General features: G+C 45.4%; 15 protein-coding genes. 3 read left to right on the top strand and 12 right to left on the bottom strand.

What is annotated here, in order from left to right:
* Nucleotides 1–9: 9 nt before the first annotated feature.
* A complete protein-coding gene (locus B0H99_RS16050; protein ID WP_106534699.1) occupies nt 10–420 on the bottom strand; it encodes an FtsB family cell division protein in 411 nt (136 codons plus the stop codon).
* A gap of 288 nt (nt 421–708) precedes the next feature.
* Between B0H99_RS16050 and B0H99_RS16045 the strand changes: the two genes are divergently transcribed.
* Genes B0H99_RS16045 through argF form a run of 3 tightly spaced genes read left to right on the top strand, consistent with a single transcriptional unit; the run spans nt 709 to nt 5,814 of the window.
* Entirely contained in the window at nt 709–1,779 is a 1,071-nt protein-coding gene (locus tag B0H99_RS16045; protein ID WP_106534698.1) for a carbamoyl phosphate synthase small subunit, read from the top strand.
* A complete protein-coding gene (locus B0H99_RS16040) occupies nt 1,772–4,867 on the top strand; it encodes a carbamoyl-phosphate synthase (glutamine-hydrolyzing) large subunit (protein WP_106534697.1) in 3,096 nt (1,031 codons plus the stop codon). Before B0H99_RS16045 ends, B0H99_RS16040 begins: the two co-directional genes overlap by 8 nt.
* Entirely contained in the window at nt 4,864–5,814 is a 951-nt protein-coding gene (gene argF / locus B0H99_RS16035; RefSeq protein WP_106534696.1) for an ornithine carbamoyltransferase, read from the top strand. Before B0H99_RS16040 ends, argF begins: the two co-directional genes overlap by 4 nt.
* 52 nt (nt 5,815–5,866) lie before the next feature.
* Here argF and B0H99_RS16030 read toward each other — a convergent pair whose 3' ends face one another.
* The 11 genes from B0H99_RS16030 to purR form a co-directional block, all read right to left on the bottom strand.
* On the bottom strand, nt 5,867–6,157 hold the full coding sequence (locus B0H99_RS16030; RefSeq protein WP_106534695.1) for an RNA-binding S4 domain-containing protein: 291 nt from the start codon (nt 6,155–6,157) through the stop codon (nt 5,867–5,869).
* On the bottom strand, nt 6,154–7,623 hold the full coding sequence (gene yabN / locus B0H99_RS16025; protein ID WP_106534694.1) for a bifunctional methyltransferase/pyrophosphohydrolase YabN: 1,470 nt from the start codon (nt 7,621–7,623) through the stop codon (nt 6,154–6,156). Before yabN ends, B0H99_RS16030 begins: the two co-directional genes overlap by 4 nt.
* Nucleotides 7,624–7,629: 6 nt before the next feature.
* Nucleotides 7,630–9,225 (bottom strand): putative polysaccharide biosynthesis protein, encoded by a 1,596-nt coding sequence (locus B0H99_RS16020; RefSeq protein ID WP_181313688.1) that lies wholly within the window; start codon nt 9,223–9,225, stop codon nt 7,630–7,632.
* Between the two features lie 24 nt (nt 9,226–9,249).
* Nucleotides 9,250–12,783, bottom strand: a complete 3,534-nt coding sequence (mfd, locus tag B0H99_RS16015) for a transcription-repair coupling factor (protein WP_106534693.1) — start codon at nt 12,781–12,783, stop codon at nt 9,250–9,252.
* Between the two features lie 218 nt (nt 12,784–13,001).
* Nucleotides 13,002–13,565, bottom strand: coding sequence for an aminoacyl-tRNA hydrolase (pth, locus tag B0H99_RS16010; RefSeq protein WP_106534692.1), 564 nt, complete (start codon nt 13,563–13,565; stop codon nt 13,002–13,004).
* Between the two features lie 105 nt (nt 13,566–13,670).
* The gene (locus B0H99_RS16005) at nt 13,671–14,318 is read right to left on the bottom strand and encodes a 50S ribosomal protein L25/general stress protein Ctc (RefSeq protein WP_106534691.1); all 648 of its coding nucleotides are present in this window, start codon (nt 14,316–14,318) and stop codon (nt 13,671–13,673) included.
* A gap of 91 nt (nt 14,319–14,409) precedes the next feature.
* Nucleotides 14,410–15,372: a ribose-phosphate diphosphokinase gene (locus B0H99_RS16000; RefSeq protein WP_106534690.1), complete on the bottom strand. Its 963-nt coding sequence runs from the start codon at nt 15,370–15,372 to the stop codon at nt 14,410–14,412.
* Nucleotides 15,373–15,387: 15 nt separating this feature from the next.
* Nucleotides 15,388–16,758 carry a bifunctional UDP-N-acetylglucosamine diphosphorylase/glucosamine-1-phosphate N-acetyltransferase GlmU gene (gene glmU / locus B0H99_RS15995; protein ID WP_106534689.1) on the bottom strand — a complete coding sequence of 457 codons (1,371 nt, stop codon included), beginning with the start codon at nt 16,756–16,758 and terminating at the stop codon, nt 15,388–15,390.
* Nucleotides 16,759–16,967: 209 nt separating this feature from the next.
* Nucleotides 16,968–17,252, bottom strand: coding sequence for a septation regulator SpoVG (spoVG, locus tag B0H99_RS15990; protein ID WP_106534688.1), 285 nt, complete (start codon nt 17,250–17,252; stop codon nt 16,968–16,970).
* 142 nt (nt 17,253–17,394) lie between these two features.
* Nucleotides 17,395–17,772, bottom strand: coding sequence for a RidA family protein (locus tag B0H99_RS15985; RefSeq protein WP_106534687.1), 378 nt, complete (start codon nt 17,770–17,772; stop codon nt 17,395–17,397).
* A 1-nt stretch (nt 17,773) separates the two neighbouring features.
* On the bottom strand, nt 17,774–18,601 hold the full coding sequence (purR, locus tag B0H99_RS15980; protein WP_106534686.1) for a pur operon repressor: 828 nt from the start codon (nt 18,599–18,601) through the stop codon (nt 17,774–17,776).
* Nucleotides 18,602–18,654 lie beyond the last annotated feature (53 nt).

The following is an 18,654-nucleotide window of genomic DNA, read 5'->3' as shown; positions in this document are numbered from 1 at the left end:
GTCAACTGACTACTCTTTTTCCTCGGCTTTTTCTTCTGTTTTTGGAATCGTAAAAATAATTTCTCCATCTTCTGATAAAAAGTATTCTTTACGGGCTAATTTCGCCAAATATTCTTCATCATTCAATAAAACAATTTGTTCTTTTAATTTCTCCTGCTCTTGTTCTACTCCCTGAAGGGCGATCAGCGCTTCTTTATGCAGCTGCTCTTTTTCAGAAAGAGTTTGCGATTGAGCATGAAGTGTCGATCCGATCCAAATGCTCGCTAATAAAACAAACAATCCAAAAACCGACAGCCGTCTGAACAACCGGACTTTATGCGCTTGTTGGCGCTGCTCTTGGCGTTCGATTGAGCGGACATAGTCATTGCGAATTGAAGTAACTTCGCGACCTTCCGCTTTTGTGTCTTTCTTCAAACCCACGACTTGTTCCCCCCTTCCGACTGACTTTGATGCCATTATACATGAAAAGGTGCATTTTTATAAGTTTTTTTTGCATGTTTTACTATTTTTTCCGCCAGTAGTCTAGAAAGATGATTTTTATTTTATTCATATGCATTAATAAAAATACTATTGACTTAATTTTTATGCAGTTTTATAATACTATTACTACAAGAAAGCCGTTTGTTTTATTAATATAATACTGTTTTCTAGAAATTACGAATTTATAAATATGCATTTTAGATGAATAAAATGAATGGAGCTGATGAGATGACAGGTGTACTGACGCTTTCGAATGGCCAATCGTTTAAAGGCGAATGGCATGGCGATGCAAAAGAGATTCAAGGTGAAGTTGTATTTTATACCGGCATGACTGGCTATGAAGAGGTAGTGACTGATCCGTCTTACAAAAGCCAGATTATCGTCTTTTCATATCCGTTGATTGGCCAATATGGAGTTCAAACCAAACATATTCAATCGAAAAAAATTCAAGCTGCTGGCATTATCGTCGCAGAGTTATACGAAGGGCCGATTGAAAAAGGTGCTATGACGCTTGCATCATTCGCTGAAGGAGCCGGCGTTCCAATATTAAGTGGTGTTGATACGCGTTCTATTATCCAAAACGTACGCGAAGCCGGTACAATGCAATCGCATTTGAGTCCTGATGAACCGCTCCCTGATGTTTGGAAGCCTATTCAGACCCAATTTTTCACTGCTGAACAACAAGATCAAGAAATTACACAATTAGGAGACGGCCAGCTGCACATCGGTTTAGTCGACTTTCATTACAAGTCTTCCATATTGGAGGAATTGCTGAAGCGAAACTGCAAGGTCAGTATCTTGCCCTATACAATTCCGACCGGAAAACTGGATGCCTTACAAGTGGATGGCTTACTGTTCTCGAATGGCCCGGGAGATCCAGCCGCTCTCAAAGCCTTCTTTTCCGTTTACCGCGATTGGGCTGAGCGTTATCCATCGTTTGGCATTTGCCTAGGGCACCAAGTGCTGGCTTCCGCTTTTGGAGCGAATACAGCTAAATTGCCCTACGGCCATCGAGGAGCCAACCATCCGGTCACGAATATCAAAACGGGCCGAGTCAGCATGAGTTCCCAAAACCATAGTTACGTAGTAGATGAATCAAGCCTTGAACAAACGCCACTCTCTGTTCTATATACAAATGTTAACGATGGCAGCGTTGAAGGTCTTTACCATCCATCGCTGCCAGTGACAACTGTGCAGTTTCATCCGGAAGCAGCGCCCGGTCCGGCAGAACATCTCGAACTGTTCGACCAATTTATTTCAACGATCCAACAGAAAAAGAAGGTGAAAATTCATGCCTAAACATCAAGGCATTAAAAAAGTACTGGTGATCGGTTCAGGCGCCATCGTCATTGGCCAAGCCGCTGAATTCGATTACTCCGGTACGCAAGCTTGCAGAGCTTTGAAAGAAGAAGGACTGCACGTTGTGCTGGTCAATAATAATCCCGCCACCATCATGACAGACAAAACCGTTTCCGACAAAGTATATTTCGAACCGCTGACCGTTGAGAACGTAGCCGCTATTATCGAAGCCGAGCGCCCAGACGGCTTGCTTGCGACTGTTGGCGGCCAGACCGGTTTGAATTTAGCAATGGCTCTATCTGATGCCGGCACTCTAGCAAAATACGGAGTTGCACTTCTCGGTACTAATATCGCTTCTATTAAACAAGCAGAAGACCGTGAACAGTTCCGTGCATTAATGAACAAGCTCGGCGAACCGGTGCCAAGCAGCGATATTGTCTACTCTATAGAGAGTGCTTTGGAATTTGCCGCGCAAATTGGCTATCCGCTTATCGTCCGCCCCGCTTATACGCTAGGCGGTTTTGGAGGCGGCATTGCCCAAGATGAAGAGACGTACATATCTCTTGTCACACAAGGACTTAGCGCCAGTCCAATCCACCAATGCCTTGTTGAGAAAAGCATCGCTGGCTATAAAGAAATTGAATACGAAGTGATGCGTGATGCAAACGGTACTTGCATTACCGTTTGCAACATGGAAAATATGGATCCTGTCGGTATCCATACCGGCGATTCGATTGTCGTCGCCCCGAGTCAAACCATGACAGACCGGGAATACCATATGCTGCGCACTTCTTCTATTAACATTATTAAAGCTTTAGGAATTATCGGCGCTTGCAACGTTCAATTCGCTTTGCATCCCGAAACATCCGCTTATTATTTGATCGAAGTTAATCCGCGGGTCAGCCGTTCTTCAGCCCTTGCATCTAAAGCGACCGGTTATCCAATTGCCAAGATTGCTGCAAAGCTGGCAGTTGGTTATAGTCTTGCCGAATTGAAAAACCCGGTAACCGGCACAACATTCGCAAGCTTTGAACCTGCATTGGACTATGCAGTAGTTAAAATCCCGCGTTGGCCATTCGATCAGTTCCAAAACGCCAATCGCAAGCTCGGTACACAAATGAAGGCGACCGGCGAAGTAATGGCAATTGAACGCAGCATGGAAGCAGCGTTCCAAAAAGCGATTCGTTCGCTGGATATTCCACTCGATGGGTTCCGGCTACCTGCGTTAAGCAACCTCCCGACAAATACATTAGAGCAGATGGCTATCGAAGCGGATGACCGCCGGCTCTTTGTTTTATTCGAGTTACTGCTTCGCGGCAAAAGCACAAACGATCTGCATAATTTAACGGCCATTACACCGTATTTCTTATTTGTTCTGAAACGCATTGTTGATGAATGGCAGAATTTGCAGGCGCTGACTTGGAGCAGCATGACACCTGAGCGGTTGCTTAAAGCAAAAGCGCTTGGTTTCAGTGACCAACAATTGGCAAAAGCCTGGAGCATTTCCCCTTCTGAAATTTGGGGGCAGCGCAAATCCTGGAGCTTGCTTCCAGCTTACCGGGTCATTGATACGTGCGCAGCAGAATTCCGCTCACTGACAAATTATTTCTATTCGACATGGAACGGCTCTTCCGATGAGCGTTCCGGGAATCGAAAGAAAGTCGCAGTCATCGGCTCTGGACCGATTCGCATTGGTCAAGGAATCGAATTTGATTATTGTTGTGTCCATAGCGTTTTAGCATTGCAAAATCTCGGTTACGAAGCAGTCATGATTAACAATAATCCTGAAACGGTCAGTACCGATTATGAAGTGGCGGATGCACTGTATTTTGAACCGATGACGGCAGAAGACATTTTGAACGTCCTTGATTTTGAGGGCATCACTCAAGTAATTGTTCAATTCGGTGGCCAAACTTCGCTTAATGTAGCAGCGGAATTGGAAGAAGCGGGCATCACCATTCTTGGATCTGCGGTAGATATTTTAGATCAAATGGAAGACCGCGACCGCTTTTATGCGTTTCTCGAGTCGATCGGTTTGCCGTCTATACCAAGTTTTACAGCAAACGATGCAGCGGAAGTACCGGTATACGCAGAGAAGCTCGGCTATCCAGTGCTGCTTCGCCCGTCCTATGTGATCGGCGGTAAAGGCATGACTGTTCTGCACAATGAACAAGAGCTCACAAAATGGCTAAAAAAGACGGATCTGATTTTCCCGGTGTTGGTGGATCATTTCATTACTGGAAAAGAAGTGGAAGCGGATATTTTATCGGACGGCGAAAATGTCTGGGTTTCCGCAATCTTTGAGCACATTGAGGGCACTGGTGTTCATTCGGGCGACAGCATTTCCATTACGCCGCCGGTTTCTTTGTCACCCGAAGCGTTGGATACACTGTCTGACACCGCTCGTCATATCGCCAAGAATATGGACTTTAAAGGCTTGTTCAATATTCAGTTCGTTTACGAGCAGGAGCAATTGTATGTCATGGAAATAAATCCACGGGCATCAAGGACCGTACCGATCAGCTCCAAAGTAACGGATGTTCCGCTCGTCCAACTGGCCACCGCCTTGATGCTCGGCGCTTCTTTTCAAGAGCTTGAAATTGAAAAGTTGTATAACGGACAGCCGAACTTCACCGTTAAAGCACCAGTTTTCTCACATATTAAACTTCCAGGCCTATCGCCGATTTTATCTCCTGAGATGATGTCGACGGGGGAAGTGATCGGTTCCGATAGCAATGCCTCTGTAGCCATGCAAAAAGCATTAAAAGGCGCTTCTCAGCAATTGGCTGATCTTGAGGCAGGCGGGACTATTTTCATCACCGAACCGTCATTGGTCTTTATCGATAAAACCATTTGGCAAGAACGTGGGTTTACCTTCTGTACAGAAGCTTCCATGCCGTTTGCAAAATGGCTGAAAACCGATTCAAAAACAGCTTATATCGATCTGACACCTGACCCGGATAAAGAGCAAGCGTCTCTTGCCGCTATTCAGCGCCTTCATGTATGGACTCGCCAAGAAACGGTTAATGCTTTTGAAAACTACGTCCATGCCCTGCATGGCCTAACCAAAGGAGTGCTTGCAAAATGACAATAGCTTCAACGATCACCCCAAAAATCAGCCAAAAACACTTGCTGTCATTGAAAGATTACAGTTCACAAGAAATATTGGATCTCCTAGCGCTTGCTGCAGAGTTAAAAAAGCCGGAAAACAAACATAAGCCTTTGCTGCAAAACAAGGTGCTGGGCATGATTTTTGAAAAATCGTCAACACGCACGCGTGTCTCGTTTGAAGCCGGCATGCTCCAGCTTGGAGGGCATGCGATGTATTTGAGCACGCGTGATATCCAAATGGGCCGTGGGGAAACAATCGCTGATACGGCACGCGTATTATCCGGCTACTTGGATGGCATTATGATCCGTACGTTTGAACAAGCTACGGTTCAGGAACTGGCGGATAACAGCTCTGTTCCTGTTATTAACGGTCTTACCGATGACTTCCATCCATGCCAAGTGCTTGCGGACCTGTTGACCATCCAGGAACATTTTGGCCTGTTGCAAGGCAAGAAAATGGCGTATATCGGTGATGGAAACAATATGGCAAACTCCCTGATGATTGGCGCGGCGAAAGTTGGAATGGACATCACCGTTGCAGCACCAGCCGGTTATGCCCCGAAACCAGAAATGGTAGCTCTAGCTAACGAATTTGCCAAAGAAACCGGCGCTAAGATCCAGGTAACGGTTGATCCTGTGGAAGCAGTCATGGGGGCTGATGTTATTTACACCGATGTTTGGGCCAGCATGGGCCAAGAACAAGAAGCCCTCGAACGCTTGGAGCATTTCAAAAACTTCCAAGTGAATGAGGAACTGGTCAAGCACGCAAATCCAAATTATATTTTCATGCACTGCTTGCCTGCCCACCGTGAAGAAGAAGTGACCACAGGCGTATTAGAAGGTCCCCATTCTGTGATTTTCCAGGAAGCCGAGAATCGCTTGCATGCACAAAAAGCCTTATTGGTAGCGTTATTGGCTAATTAATAAGTAAAAAAAGCTGTCGAGAATTTCTCGACAGCTTTTTTTGACTATACGCTTACGCTTCGTCATCAATAAATTGCGGTTCAACTTTTTCAAGTTTCTCTTCTTTTAAGATGGCATACATATTGGCGGTTTCTTCTTTTTTCGCGTTTTCTTTCAACAGTTCAACCCTTGCTGTCACCACTTTTTGGCCAAAGCGGATTTGCAGTTCATCATTAACTTTGATAGTTGAACTTGCTTTTGCTTTATTGCCGTTGACAGTTATGCGCCCTTGGTCGGCCACTTCTTTTGCTAATGTCCGGCGCTTGATCAAGCGCGAAACTTTCAAGAATTTATCGAGTCTCATTCTTCCTCTCCCTTTCGTGCCATAAGTTTGGCTTCATTCCAAAATCCATCAAGCTGCTCCAGCGTATAGTCGCTGAAGTCGCCGGTTCCTTCGTTCACCCGCTTCTCCACATGGCTGAAGCGCTGCTGGAATTTTTGGTTCGCCTGAAGCATCGCTTCTTCCGGCGACAAGTCGAAGAACCGGGCAATGTTGACCAACGTAAACAACAAGTCCCCGAGTTCATCTAATTGACGGTCTTTTGAACCTTTCGCCACTTCTGCCTGGAACTCCTGCAGCTCTTCCTGGAATTTCTCCCAAGCACCTTCGGCATCGGGCCAGCTAAAACCGACTTTCGCCGCTTTTTTCTGGTAATTGTAAGATGTCATAAGCGAGGAGCTAAAGCGTTCCTGGCCCTCCAGCAATGAAGCAGATACCGGTTTTTCCTCGGCTTTGATTGCTTGCCAGTTGGCAAGTACATCATCAGATCCGGAAACTTCAACATCTCCGAAAACATGAGGGTGCCGGCGAATCATTTTTGCGCTGACCGTTTCCAACACATCTTCAAGCTGGAAATAGCCACTGTCGTGACCAATTTGGGCATGCAGGAAAATTTGCAGCAGTACATCGCCGAGTTCTTCAGCCACCGCTTCGTCGTCTTCTTCCCTAATTGCCTGCAGAAGCTCATGCGCTTCTTCGATCAAATATGGGCTTAGGGATTCATGCGTCTGTTCGCGATCCCATGGGCATCCTTCCGGACTTCTCAGGACAGCTACAATGTCCCGGAATGTTTGCCATTCTCTCAAACGCTGCATACGATCTTTCGCCGGCGGCACGTAGACCGTCGTTAAATTATTTACTTCCGTAATTCGGTCAAGTTCATAAAGCGGTACGGTGCGCAGTGATTCCGCTGCTGAACCTGCCGCGGTGACAATCGTCACTGGATAATCGTCCGGGTATTTTTGCATCAATGTTAGTTTGGCTTCAGACGCGCTAAATGAGTCATACACTTGAGCAATTAAAATATGCTGCGTCATATTCAATTGATCGCTTTTCATTTCCGTGCCGTCAACCAATTGAAATCCTTCAATCGGATCAATGCGCAATGCGCCGAACAAGGCATCCAAAAAACTGTGTCCGCCTTCAATGCTCAAGCGGCACTTGTTGTTATTTTCGGCTGCAATCAAATTTTGAACCGTTTGTTCGGCTACAAGCGGATGCCCTGGCACCGCATAAAAGATTTCTTCTTCCTGCGCCAACTTGATGAGCGTTTCCGCAATTTCCGCATAAACCGGTTCAAACGTATCGTGTTTTTCATAAACAGCGTCAAAGCTGGAAAACGTTACGCCTTCTTGGGCCAGTTCCACCAGTACTGGATGTTCTGCGGTCCGAACATAAAGCCTCTCCGCTTTTTTCAAATTTTTATAAACGCCAAGCGGCAATTGGTCTAGATCCCCTGCCCCAAGACCGATGATGTGAATGGTATTCATAGGTAATCACCTTTTTCTTCTAGAATTTATTGCTAATTGGAGACCAGCCAATTTGCGGCCGAATGGAATGATGTACCATTCTTTTTCTGTAATGATGCGGCTTTTTGCGATGATGAGCAAAAAGATGATGGCTCCAAGCGGTACTGCCGTGAAGGTTGTAAACAAGGCTGCCCATCGGCTCGGCAACCCGTCAAATAACACCCAGTCCGACAATAATGCCCAAAGGATTACAATTCCCGACATGGCGGACCCTGCGACAAAAAGCCAGCCATAATAGCGGACCGGCGCAAAACGCAGCGGCCAGACTTTCTTAAAATACAAAAACAAGCCAGCCACGATAAATCCGAGTGCTATATTTCCGGCCACTGCTGCTCCGGTAACTCCCCACACCGGTATAAGCAGCCAATTACAGGCAATTTTGACCAAAATGCCGCCAGTCAACAAAAGCGCTGGCATTTTTGCTTTTCCAAGACCTTGAAGCATAGCATTCATAACAAGCAGCAACGACATCCAAACAATTTGCCAACTGAAAATAATAAGCGTGAACGATTCTTCACGTGTTTGGAACAGCGCTTCATTGACATATGGCATAACACATGTCAATCCAACCGCTGCCGCAAAAGCGAACAAGAATGACGTACGAAACGCTAATTGTGCGTATAGGTTAGCAGAGCGTCCACTTTTCTTCTTGAACATATGAGCAATAAGCGGAACGATAGCCAGCGCCAACGAAGTCGCAATCAACAATCCGAATTGGACAAGCGGCTGACCTCGATCGTACACGCCCTTTTGTTCCATGGCCGCCATTCGTTCAACGCCGCTTTCTGTCAATAAGCGAAAGACCGTAAACGAATCGACCAGCTGAAAGAGCAATAAAATAAGCGCACTCATGCTGACACTAAGGCTGATAGCCATAAGTTTCTTCAAAATCGGACCCTTTTGAAGCGGAACAGCCTTTGGCAAGGCAGCAGAACTTTTCCGAAAATGCCAAAGCAGCAACAAGAGTCCTGCTATGCCGCCCGCAACCGTTCCAAATATGGCCATTTGCCCTGCAGTATAGAGAGAAGCGCCATTTGAAAGGAGAAGCCACGTACCCAGCAGGATGATGGATACTCGGACAGCTTGATCCCAAACTTGCGCGTACGCGACCGGTTCCATCCGGTTATGCGACTGGAAATAGCCTTTCAATATGGCCAGCGGGGGCATGAGAAGAATTGCAAAGGCGCTGACTTTGAGCAGACCGCCGAGCTTCTCGTCTCCCATCCAGTTAGCCAGAATATCTGAACCAAAAAACAGCAATGCAAAAAACAACATGGAAATAGCAGCGATGCAGCTAAAAGCGGTGCGTAAAATGGCACTGTAGTGATGCGCTTCATGGTCGGCCATTACTTTCGATACCGCTACCGCAAAGCCGTATGAAGTCCAGATGCTGAAAATGCCGATAAATGGATAGACCTGCTGGTAAATGTAAAACCCTTGATCCCCTACCATATTCTGAAAAGGTACCCGGTACACCGCGCTGAGAAGCTTGACCATCAAGCTCGCCAGCGTCAGAAGGACGGCGCCTTTCATAAACGATTTCATTGTTCCTTCATTGTTCACCGGATCCACTCATTCCATTGAAAATTAACTAATCGACCTTTCTTCCCGCAGCGATTCTGGAAGCAATTGCATCATGCCTTCAAGTACATCGAACGGATGGTGTTTGGTGGTCTTGTTTTCATCGATCGTCATGACGAGCTGCTGGCCAGACATGCTGAATCCTACAGCCCGGCCATATTTGGCAGAGTCTTCTACTAATTTTCCGCCATTAACCGTTGCTGTTCCTTTATCACTCAAGCGAATTGAGATGATTTTGCCGTTTTGCTTGATCGACTCTACTCCTACCATGCGTGCCCAGACTTTCATGCGGGCAATACGCAGGAGGCGATCGGTTTCAAGCGGCATATCGCTAAAACGATCAATTAGCTCCTCTTGCAGTTCGTCCACTTCTTCTGCCGATTCAATGCCTTTTACGCGTTTGTACATCTGGATTTTCTGGTAGCCGTCACCGATATAGGTGTCTGGAATATAAGCGTCGATATCCAAGGAAATCTCGATTTCCGGAATCTCTTCTTTCTTGATCCCCGTTTGCCGTTCTTCGACTGCTTCTTTTAACATTTGCGAATACAGATCAAAGCCGACCGAGTCAATAAACCCGTGCTGCTGTGAACCGAGCAAATTGCCGGCTCCACGAATCGTCAAATCACGCATGGCTATTTTAAAACCGGAACCGAGCTCGGTAAATTCCTTAATGGCCATCAAGCGTTTTTCCGCTACATCCGTCAGTACTTTGTCACGCTGATACATGAAATAGGCATAGGCCACCCGGCTCGACCGCCCGACACGTCCGCGCAGCTGATAAAGCTGGGACAATCCCATCCGGTCGGCATTGTGGATAATCAATGTATTAACGTTTGGAATATCAATGCCCGTTTCGATAATTGTCGTTGTCACGAGTACGTCGTAGTCACCGTCAAGAAAACTCAAAATGACCGATTCCAGCTCCCGCTCTGACATCTGCCCGTGCGCATGGCCAACTCGCGCTTCCGGCACCAATGCCTGAATTTCTTCCACTTTCCGCGTCATATCATCTACCCGGTTGTACAAGAAAAACACTTGCCCACCGCGCGCCATTTCCCGTTCAATCGCTTCGCGCACGAGCGTGCCGTTATATTCCATCACATAGCTCTGCACCGGGAAGCGGTTCTCAGGCGGTGTTTCGATAACCGACAAATCGCGTACACCAATCATTGACATGTGGAGTGTTCGCGGAATCGGCGTAGCTGTCAGCGTCAAAACATCGACATTTGTCTTCATCTGTTTGATCTTTTCTTTATGGGTAACGCCGAAACGCTGTTCTTCATCAATAATGAGCAAGCCCAGATCTTTATAGACCATGTCTTTCGATAAAATACGATGCGTACCGATCACGATATCCACCGAGCCGTTTTTCAACCCTTTGACCGTCTCTGTCTGCTGCTTTTTCGAACGGAAACGGCTCATCAAGCCGACTTCGATCGGATAATCCTTAAAACGCTCACTCATCGTCTCAAAGTGCTGTTGGGCAAGAATCGTCGTAGGAACCAAAAAGGCCACTTGCTTGCCGTCGAGTACTGCTTTAAAAGCGGCACGGATCGCCACTTCTGTCTTTCCATAACCAACATCGCCGCAAATCAAGCGGTCCATCGGACGTTCTTTTTCCATGTCCCGCTTTACTTCCGCAATCGATCGCAACTGATCAGTTGTTTCTTCATACGGAAATTCCGCTTCAAACTGACGCTGCATGTCTTGTTCTTCAGAAAATGCATAACCTTTTTGCGCTTCACGTTCCGCGTATAGCTTGATCAAATCATCCGCGATATCCTGAACGGCAGCAGATACTTTCTTGCGTGTCTTTTGCCATTCCGCTCCACCCATTTTATGCAGTTTCGGCTCTTTTTCCTCAGATGCGATGTATTTTTGAATCAAATCAATTTGGTCGACCGGCACAAACAACTTATCGTCCGCTTTATAGACAATATGCAAATAGTCTTTATGAACGCCCCCGATTTCAAGCGTTTCAATCCCGACATAACGCCCAATGCCGTGATGAACATGGACGATGTAATCGCCAGGTTTGATTTCGGAATAACTCTTGATGCGCTCTGCATTCGTCATTTTTTGCGGGCGCGATTTTTTCTTCGCTTGTTTTGTGAAAAGCTCGGAATCCGTAAGAACCGCAAAACGCTGAAGCGGCATTTCAAAACCGTTTGCTAAATCTCCGTCGATCAAATAAACGTTGCCGCCTTGCAATTCGGCAGATGCATCTACAATTTCTGCTTCCATGCCATAATCTTCAAGTACAGAACGCACTTTTTTCAGTCGTTCTTCGCCTTGCGCCACGATAAAGACGCGGAACTTTGCGAGCTCCCAACGCTCGATTTCCGCTTTTAATAAATGTATTTGGCCATGGAACGATTGCATCGGCTTGCTTGAAAAGGCCACAGATTTCTTCACCGAAACCAGCGGGAAAGTCCGGACAAAAAGCGACAAAAAGTTCTTTTTCTGCTTTAAACGAGAAAGCACTTCACGGAACGTATACGCCAAATGGACATCGTGAAGAAACTTGCCTTCTTCCAATAGCGAGACGATCCAGTCGCCTTCTTCCCGTTCCAATGTTTCGGTCATTTCTTGGATGCGTCCCAGTTCATCAAAAAAGACAAATCCGCTTTCAGGAAAATAATCCCCTAAAAAGGCTGATTGCTCTTCAACCAAAGCCGCGTATTTTGCCACGCCATCCGGTACGTTTCCTTGTCGCAGCATATCAATATCGTATTGGATGTGCATAAGCAGGGCTTCTTTTGTGTCAGTCGCTTTTATCTTCTTCAGCGTATGAGCTAATTGGTCTTCCAACTGATCCGCCAGTTTTCGCTGCTGAAGCGTTGATAACACAAGCTCACTTGCAGGCAAGATACGCAATGAACGCAATTTTTCAAGCGATCGTTGATCTTCCGCCGAAAACAAGCGGATAGAATCTACTTCGGTATCAAACAATTCAATACGGGCAGGATGTTCAAAATTTAATGGATAAATATCGAGAATGCCTCCCCGCAAGGCGAATTCCCCGGGAGTTGTAACCATTGGCGTCCGCGAATAACCCATTGCCACCAGTTTTGCAAGCCATTGTTCTGTATCCAGTTCTTCTCCTTCAGCCGTATGCAGGGTAGAAATGCCCCATTGCGCTTTTGAAGGCAAAAGTTTCCGCATGCCGGCAACCGGTGTCACGTAAACACCTTTTCCAATATTCTTCATATGGTCAAGCGTATCGATACGGTGGGCCCGAAGTTCTGGCCCTGAAAACGAAACATCCGCCGCTATTAGTTCATCTGCTGGATATAAACGGACGTCGTCTTCACCCATTAATTTGATTAAATCATCGTAGACGCGCTGCGCATGCAGCAAATTCGGTGTCACAATCAATAAAGGCTCTTCTAATTGATCCCAGAGCGTTCGATAAAAAATCGACCGGGCACTGCCTGAAAGGCCGGAGATCAGCTGATGATCTTGCCCTTTTTTCAAATCTGAGATAAATCGTTTTGTATGAGAATCCTCTGAAAACGCTTGTAAAATGTGTTCCATGAAGATTCCTCCTCTCCGTCTAAAAGTAAAACTTTGCTTCGTATATTAAGAGATATACCTCTTGCCGACCATTGTGAATCTCAGACAAATAAAAAGAAATTTAGTATGGCATATAGTCAATATTCCGCTAGACAACATGTAGATACTGCTTGGGAAATTATAGTTTAAAAATCGAGAAACAGAAAAAAGCTCTGAACGCTATTTGCGCCAAAGCGAGTTTATGCTCCGTTAAACTTAGTCATAACATCTATAAATGGCTTGGAAAGCCAATATTCGCAAGCTTCCGCACTTTTTTTGACCGCTTCCGCCACTTCCGGAGCTTCTTCTTTCGAAAACCGCGATAGTACATAATCCGGCACTTTCATTCCCGTTGGCGGGCGGTCGATGCCAAAACGCACTCGGTTGAACTCTTGGCTGCCCAAGTGTTGGATAAGTGATTTGATGCCGTTGTGGCCGCCAGCACTGCCTTTTTGCCGAAGCCGAAGCTGCCCTGTAGGCAAATCCAAATCGTCATAAACAACAACGATATCTTCAAGTGCGATATCGTAATAGTCCATCAATGCTCCTACCGCTTCTCCGGAAAGGTTCATATAAGTAAGCGGCTTTAACAGCATGACTTTGCCTTCAGGCCGATGGATGATAGAGTACATCCCTTTGAATTTTGATTGCGTCAAAGGGGCATTCCATTTGTCCGCCAGAAAATCAATCACTTCAAATCCGATATTGTGCCGTGTTCCGGCATATGTTTTGCCAGGATTTCCTAGCCCGATTATCAATTTCATCATAACTCTTCCTTTGCTTTTCGCTGCTTTCTATTTTACCACAAGGGCCTGTTAAACAAAAAAATAGGGACTGTCAACTGACAGCCCCTTATTTCTTTGTGTTATTTATGCTTCGTTTTCTTTGTCTGCAGCCTCATCACCGATTACTTCCGGCTCAGCGCCTTCGTCAGTTGGCGTTTCAAGGCTCTCAAGTTCTTCATCTGTACGCGGTGCTGTGATAGAAACTAAGATGAAATCGTCATCTTCTAAAATTTCATATGCTACTGTTCCGCGAATATCCCCTACTGTAATGTGCTCTCCAATTGACAAGTTTGTCACGTCAATCTCCAAAGCATCTGGAATATCCGCTGGTTTTGCCTTAATCGTCACTTCACGATTTGGCTGGTTCAAGACGCCGTTTTCTTTTTCACCAGCAGATTCTCCAATTGTATGGACTGCTGCTGCCACTTCCAATTCTTCGGACATATTGACTGCCAGAAAATCGACATGTTTGAAACTTCCTTTTAATGCATCCATCTGGTAATCGCTTAATACCACATTGGTTGCTTTTCCTTCTACTTCCAAACTGATGACACCGTTGCGTCCAGATTCACGCAACGTTTTGATCAAATCAATTTCAGAGACCGATATCGGTGTAGTTTCTACTTGGTAGCCGTATACTACGCCCGGAACCTCACCTTTTCCTCGCAAATCAGTCAATACAGAATGCGGTTTTCCAGTTTCTCGTTTTTGTGCAGTTATTTTTCCAGTCATTTAGGTCACCCTCCATTAATTAAGTACATAATGGATAAATACCCTAACCCTCAAAAAACAAACATGTAAAAGATGCAGTGGGTCTAAAAGATCAATCGAAAAGTGTGCTGACGGATTTTTGTTCGTGTACGCGGACAATTGTTTCAGCCAACAACTTTGCTACAGACAGCTGCTTGATTTTTGGAGATTTTTTATAGTCCGGTAAAGCGATAGAATTCGTGATAACTAATTCCTTAATGACGGAATCGTTGATGCGGTCAACCGCTGGGCCTGATAAAACTGGGTGGGTGGAGCATGCATAGACTTCTTTCGCCCCGCTTTTAATAAGGGCGCCGGCAGCAAGTGACATTGTGCCTGCGGTATCAATGATATCATCAATAATAATGGCGGTTTTGCCTTCAACATTTCCGATAATGTTCATCACTTCTGCCACATTCGGACGTGGACGGCGTTTATCGATAATGGCGATTGGCGCTTTTAGACGATCCGCCATTTTCCGGGCACGTGTTACTCCGCCATGGTCTGGTGAAACGATGATGACATCAGACAAATCAATGCCGCTATCCTTTATAAAATATTCAGAAAGAAGAGGAACTGCTAATAAATGGTCAATCAAAATATCAAAAAATCCTTGAATTTGAGGCGCATGCAGATCTAAAACAATTGCACGCGTCACTCCCGCTGTCTCTAACAAATTTGCAACAAGTTTTGCAGTAATCGGTTCACGTGAACGGGCCTTACGATCTTGGCGCGCATAGCCGTAATAGGGAATTACTACGTTGACTGTACGGGCAGATGCGCGCTTAACCGCATCTACCATAATCAATAGCTCCATCAAGTTTTCATTAACCGGTTCAGAAGTCGATTGCACGATAAATACATCGCATCCCCGAATACTTTCTTCAATATTAATTTGGATTTCACCATCGCTGAACTTTGTTACAGAGCATTTCCCAAGCGGTATGCCTACGTTTTGCGCAATTTCTTCTGCAAGCTGCGGATTCGAATTCAATGAAAAGATTTTCAACTTATCGTCAATATTTTGATAACTCATCGAGTGTGAGCCCTCCTATTTTTTCCCGTTTAATTTCGTAACATAGCCTTCTTTGTTTTCCTGGCGAGCCCGTGCAATAGCCAATGCATCACTTGGTACGTTCTTCGAAATAGTGGACCCTGCAGCTACATAAGAGCCTTTGCCGATGGTAACAGGTGCAATCAGGTTTGAGTTGCAGCCGATAAATGAATCATCTTCAATAGTCGTCTGGTATTTATTTTTACCATCGTAATTAACAGTGATAGTGCCGCAGCCGATATTAACGTTAGTACCAACTTCTGCATCGCCGATATAACTCAAATGGGAGACTTTGCTGTTATTGCCAAGGGATGCTTTTTTCACTTCAACAAAATTGCCGATTTTCACATCATTGCCTAAGTTGCTTTGAGGACGAAGGTGAGCAAACGGCCCTACTGCAACGTCTTCGCCAACTGTGCTGTCGTAGACATGAGACGAACGGATGCTTGTGCGATTTCCAATAACGCTATTGGAAACGGTCGTACCCGAAGAAATAAAGCAATCTTCCCCAATTTTCGTATTGCCTTCGATCATGACGTTCGGCTGAAGAACTGTGTCTCTGCCGATTTCTGCCTGTGCACTAATATACGTAGACGCTGGGTCGATAATTGATACGCCAGCACGCATATGTTTTTCAGCAATGCGTGCGCGCATAATGCGTTCAGCCTCACTCAACGCTACCCGGTCATTGACGCCAAGCGTTTCCTCAAAACTGTCAGTTGCAAACGCAGCAACGGTTTCGCCTTGTTTTTGCAGAATTTCAATAACGTCCGGCAAATAATATTCGCCTTGCACATTATCGTTGGATACCAGTTTAAGCGCTTCGAAAAGAGATTCGTTGTCAAAGCAATACGTTCCGGTGTTGATTTCGGTAACTAGCTGCTCTTCGGCTGATGCATCTTTTTGTTCAACGATCCGTTTAACACTTCCCGCTTCGTTGCGCAAAATCCGGCCATATCCTGTCGGGTTGTCAGCGATAGCGGTCAAAATCGTCGCCTTTGCTCCTGTTGCATGATGGTGGTCAAGCAATGCCTGCATCGTTTCTGGACGAATAAGCGGTGTATCTCCGCAAACCACCAATGTTGTTCCCGCTTGCCCTTCAATCAACGAAGCTGCTTGCTGAACTGCATGAGCTGTACCAAGCTGTTCAGCTTGCAACGCGTACTCGCTTTTAGCACCTAACTGCTCTTGAACTTTTTCAGCACCGTGGCCGACAATCGTAACAATTTTTTCAACGCCGAGCTGGCTGACGTTTTCCGTTACATGTTCAACCATTGGTGTTCCACATACCGGGTGAAGCACCTTATAGAGTTTTGACTTCATGCGCGTCCCTTGTCCTGCTGCTAAAATTACTGCATATGTATTCATTCCTTGACCTCCATCACCTAATTTTTTATCCTAAACCTTTATCGTGGCAACTTAACTAATTAGTAATTAACGATTAACATTTCCTTATTGACTATAGCGGAAAAACCTTGACAATTCAAGATTCTAGGGTATGACATTGCCTTAACATTACGGCAAGGCCATAAAAAAAGAGCCCTATTTTTCGCAGAAGGCTCTTTAAGTTGCAAGTGTTAAACGCCGGCTTCCTCAAAAACCGGATCATTTTCACTTTGTTCATATGCAGTTAAAACAGCTTCTTGAAGTTTGCTCCTTGTACCGGAATTAATCGGATGGGCAATATCACGAAATTCTCCGTCTGGTGTCCGTTTGCTTGGCATTGCTACAAACAGCCCCTCATTGCCATCAATTACTCGAATATCATGCACCACAAACTCATTGTCTAATGTGATAGAAGCGATTGCTCTCATGCGGCCATCTGTCTGTACGCGCCTTAATCTCACATCGGTTACTTCCATTTCTTCTCACCACTCCCCAGGATGTAATTTTATGAAGCTCTGTATGGTATTCGTCACAAAGGACTAATCTCCTTCATAAATTACAAAATTTATTAGAAAATTTAATTAACAGACCTAAAAATAAAACCGCCTAATAGGCGGTTTAGTTTACTACTTTTGCGATTACTTCAATTTCTACTTTTGCATCTTTCGGCAGGCGCGCCACTTCCACAGTTGACCGAGCCGGTTTATGGTCCCCAAAATAAGTTGCATAGACTTCATTCAACAAGGCGAAATCATCCATGTTCTTGATAAATACTGTTGCTTTCACCACTTGATCAAGTGAAGAACCTGCTTCTGCCAGGACGGCTTTCAAATTGGCGAACACTTGATGCGCTTGGTCTTCAATGGTTCCTAGAACAAGATCGCCAGATGGCGTCAACGGTATTTGGCCCGAGCTGTAAAACAAGTCTCCCGCGACGATTCCTTGTGAGTAAGGCCCGATTGCTGCTGGTGCTTTGTCTGTAGCTACATATTTCATCTTAAATCCCTCCATTAGAAAAATAGTTTCCTTCTTCTAAAGCAATGGTACGTTCTTTTTCGCTTACTTCATGCAATTTAATGAGTGATAAATAATTTTCGACCAGCCGTTCGTCCGCATGTTCTGCTTCCACTAATACAGCAACGCCGGCAAGCGTGCATTCGAATTCTTCAAGCAGGTTTTTCATGCCGTTCATCGTTCCGCCAACCTTCATGAAATCATCCGTAATCAGCACGCGCTGACCGCTTTTCATGCTGCGCTTGGACAATACCATTGTCTGGATACGCCGAGACGAACCAGATACATAATTGATGCTGACAGTAGACCCTTCCGTCACTTTGCTGTCCCGTCTAACTATAACGACTGGAACGTTTAGGTGGCGGGCAATTGCATGGGCAATCGGAATTCCTTTTGTTGCCACTGTCATAATAACGTCAATTTTCTCATTGGCAAACGCGGAAGCAAACACCTTGCCAACACGATTCATCATACTTGGATTGCCGAGTACGTCCGTCATATACAGATAGCCGCCAGGCAATAACCGATCGGAGTGGCTTAAATCATCCATCAATTCTTTTACAATGGTCTTAATTTCTTCCACATGAAGTTTAGGTACATACTTTACCCCGCCTGCCGCTCCCGGTACGGTCAACAGCAAGCCGATGCCTTTTTCTTCAAACGTTTCCTTTACAATTCCCAAGTCTTCACTTATCGATGACTTGGCAGATTGATATAAATCCGAGAAATATGTAAGCGGAATTAGTTTATGTGGGTGTTCCAACAAATAATGCGTCATGTCAACTAACCGTTCGCTTCGTTTCCACTTCATCTTGCACTCTCCTAAACACGAATAATTTAATGAAAACTTACCATAAATATACG

Source organism: Planomicrobium soli, assembly GCF_003014655.1.
GTDB classification, from domain to species: Bacteria; Bacillota; Bacilli; order Bacillales_A; family Planococcaceae; genus Planococcus; species Planococcus soli_B.
The sequence above is the reverse complement of the archived record's forward strand: the minus strand, read 5'-3'. Positions and strand labels throughout refer to the sequence as shown.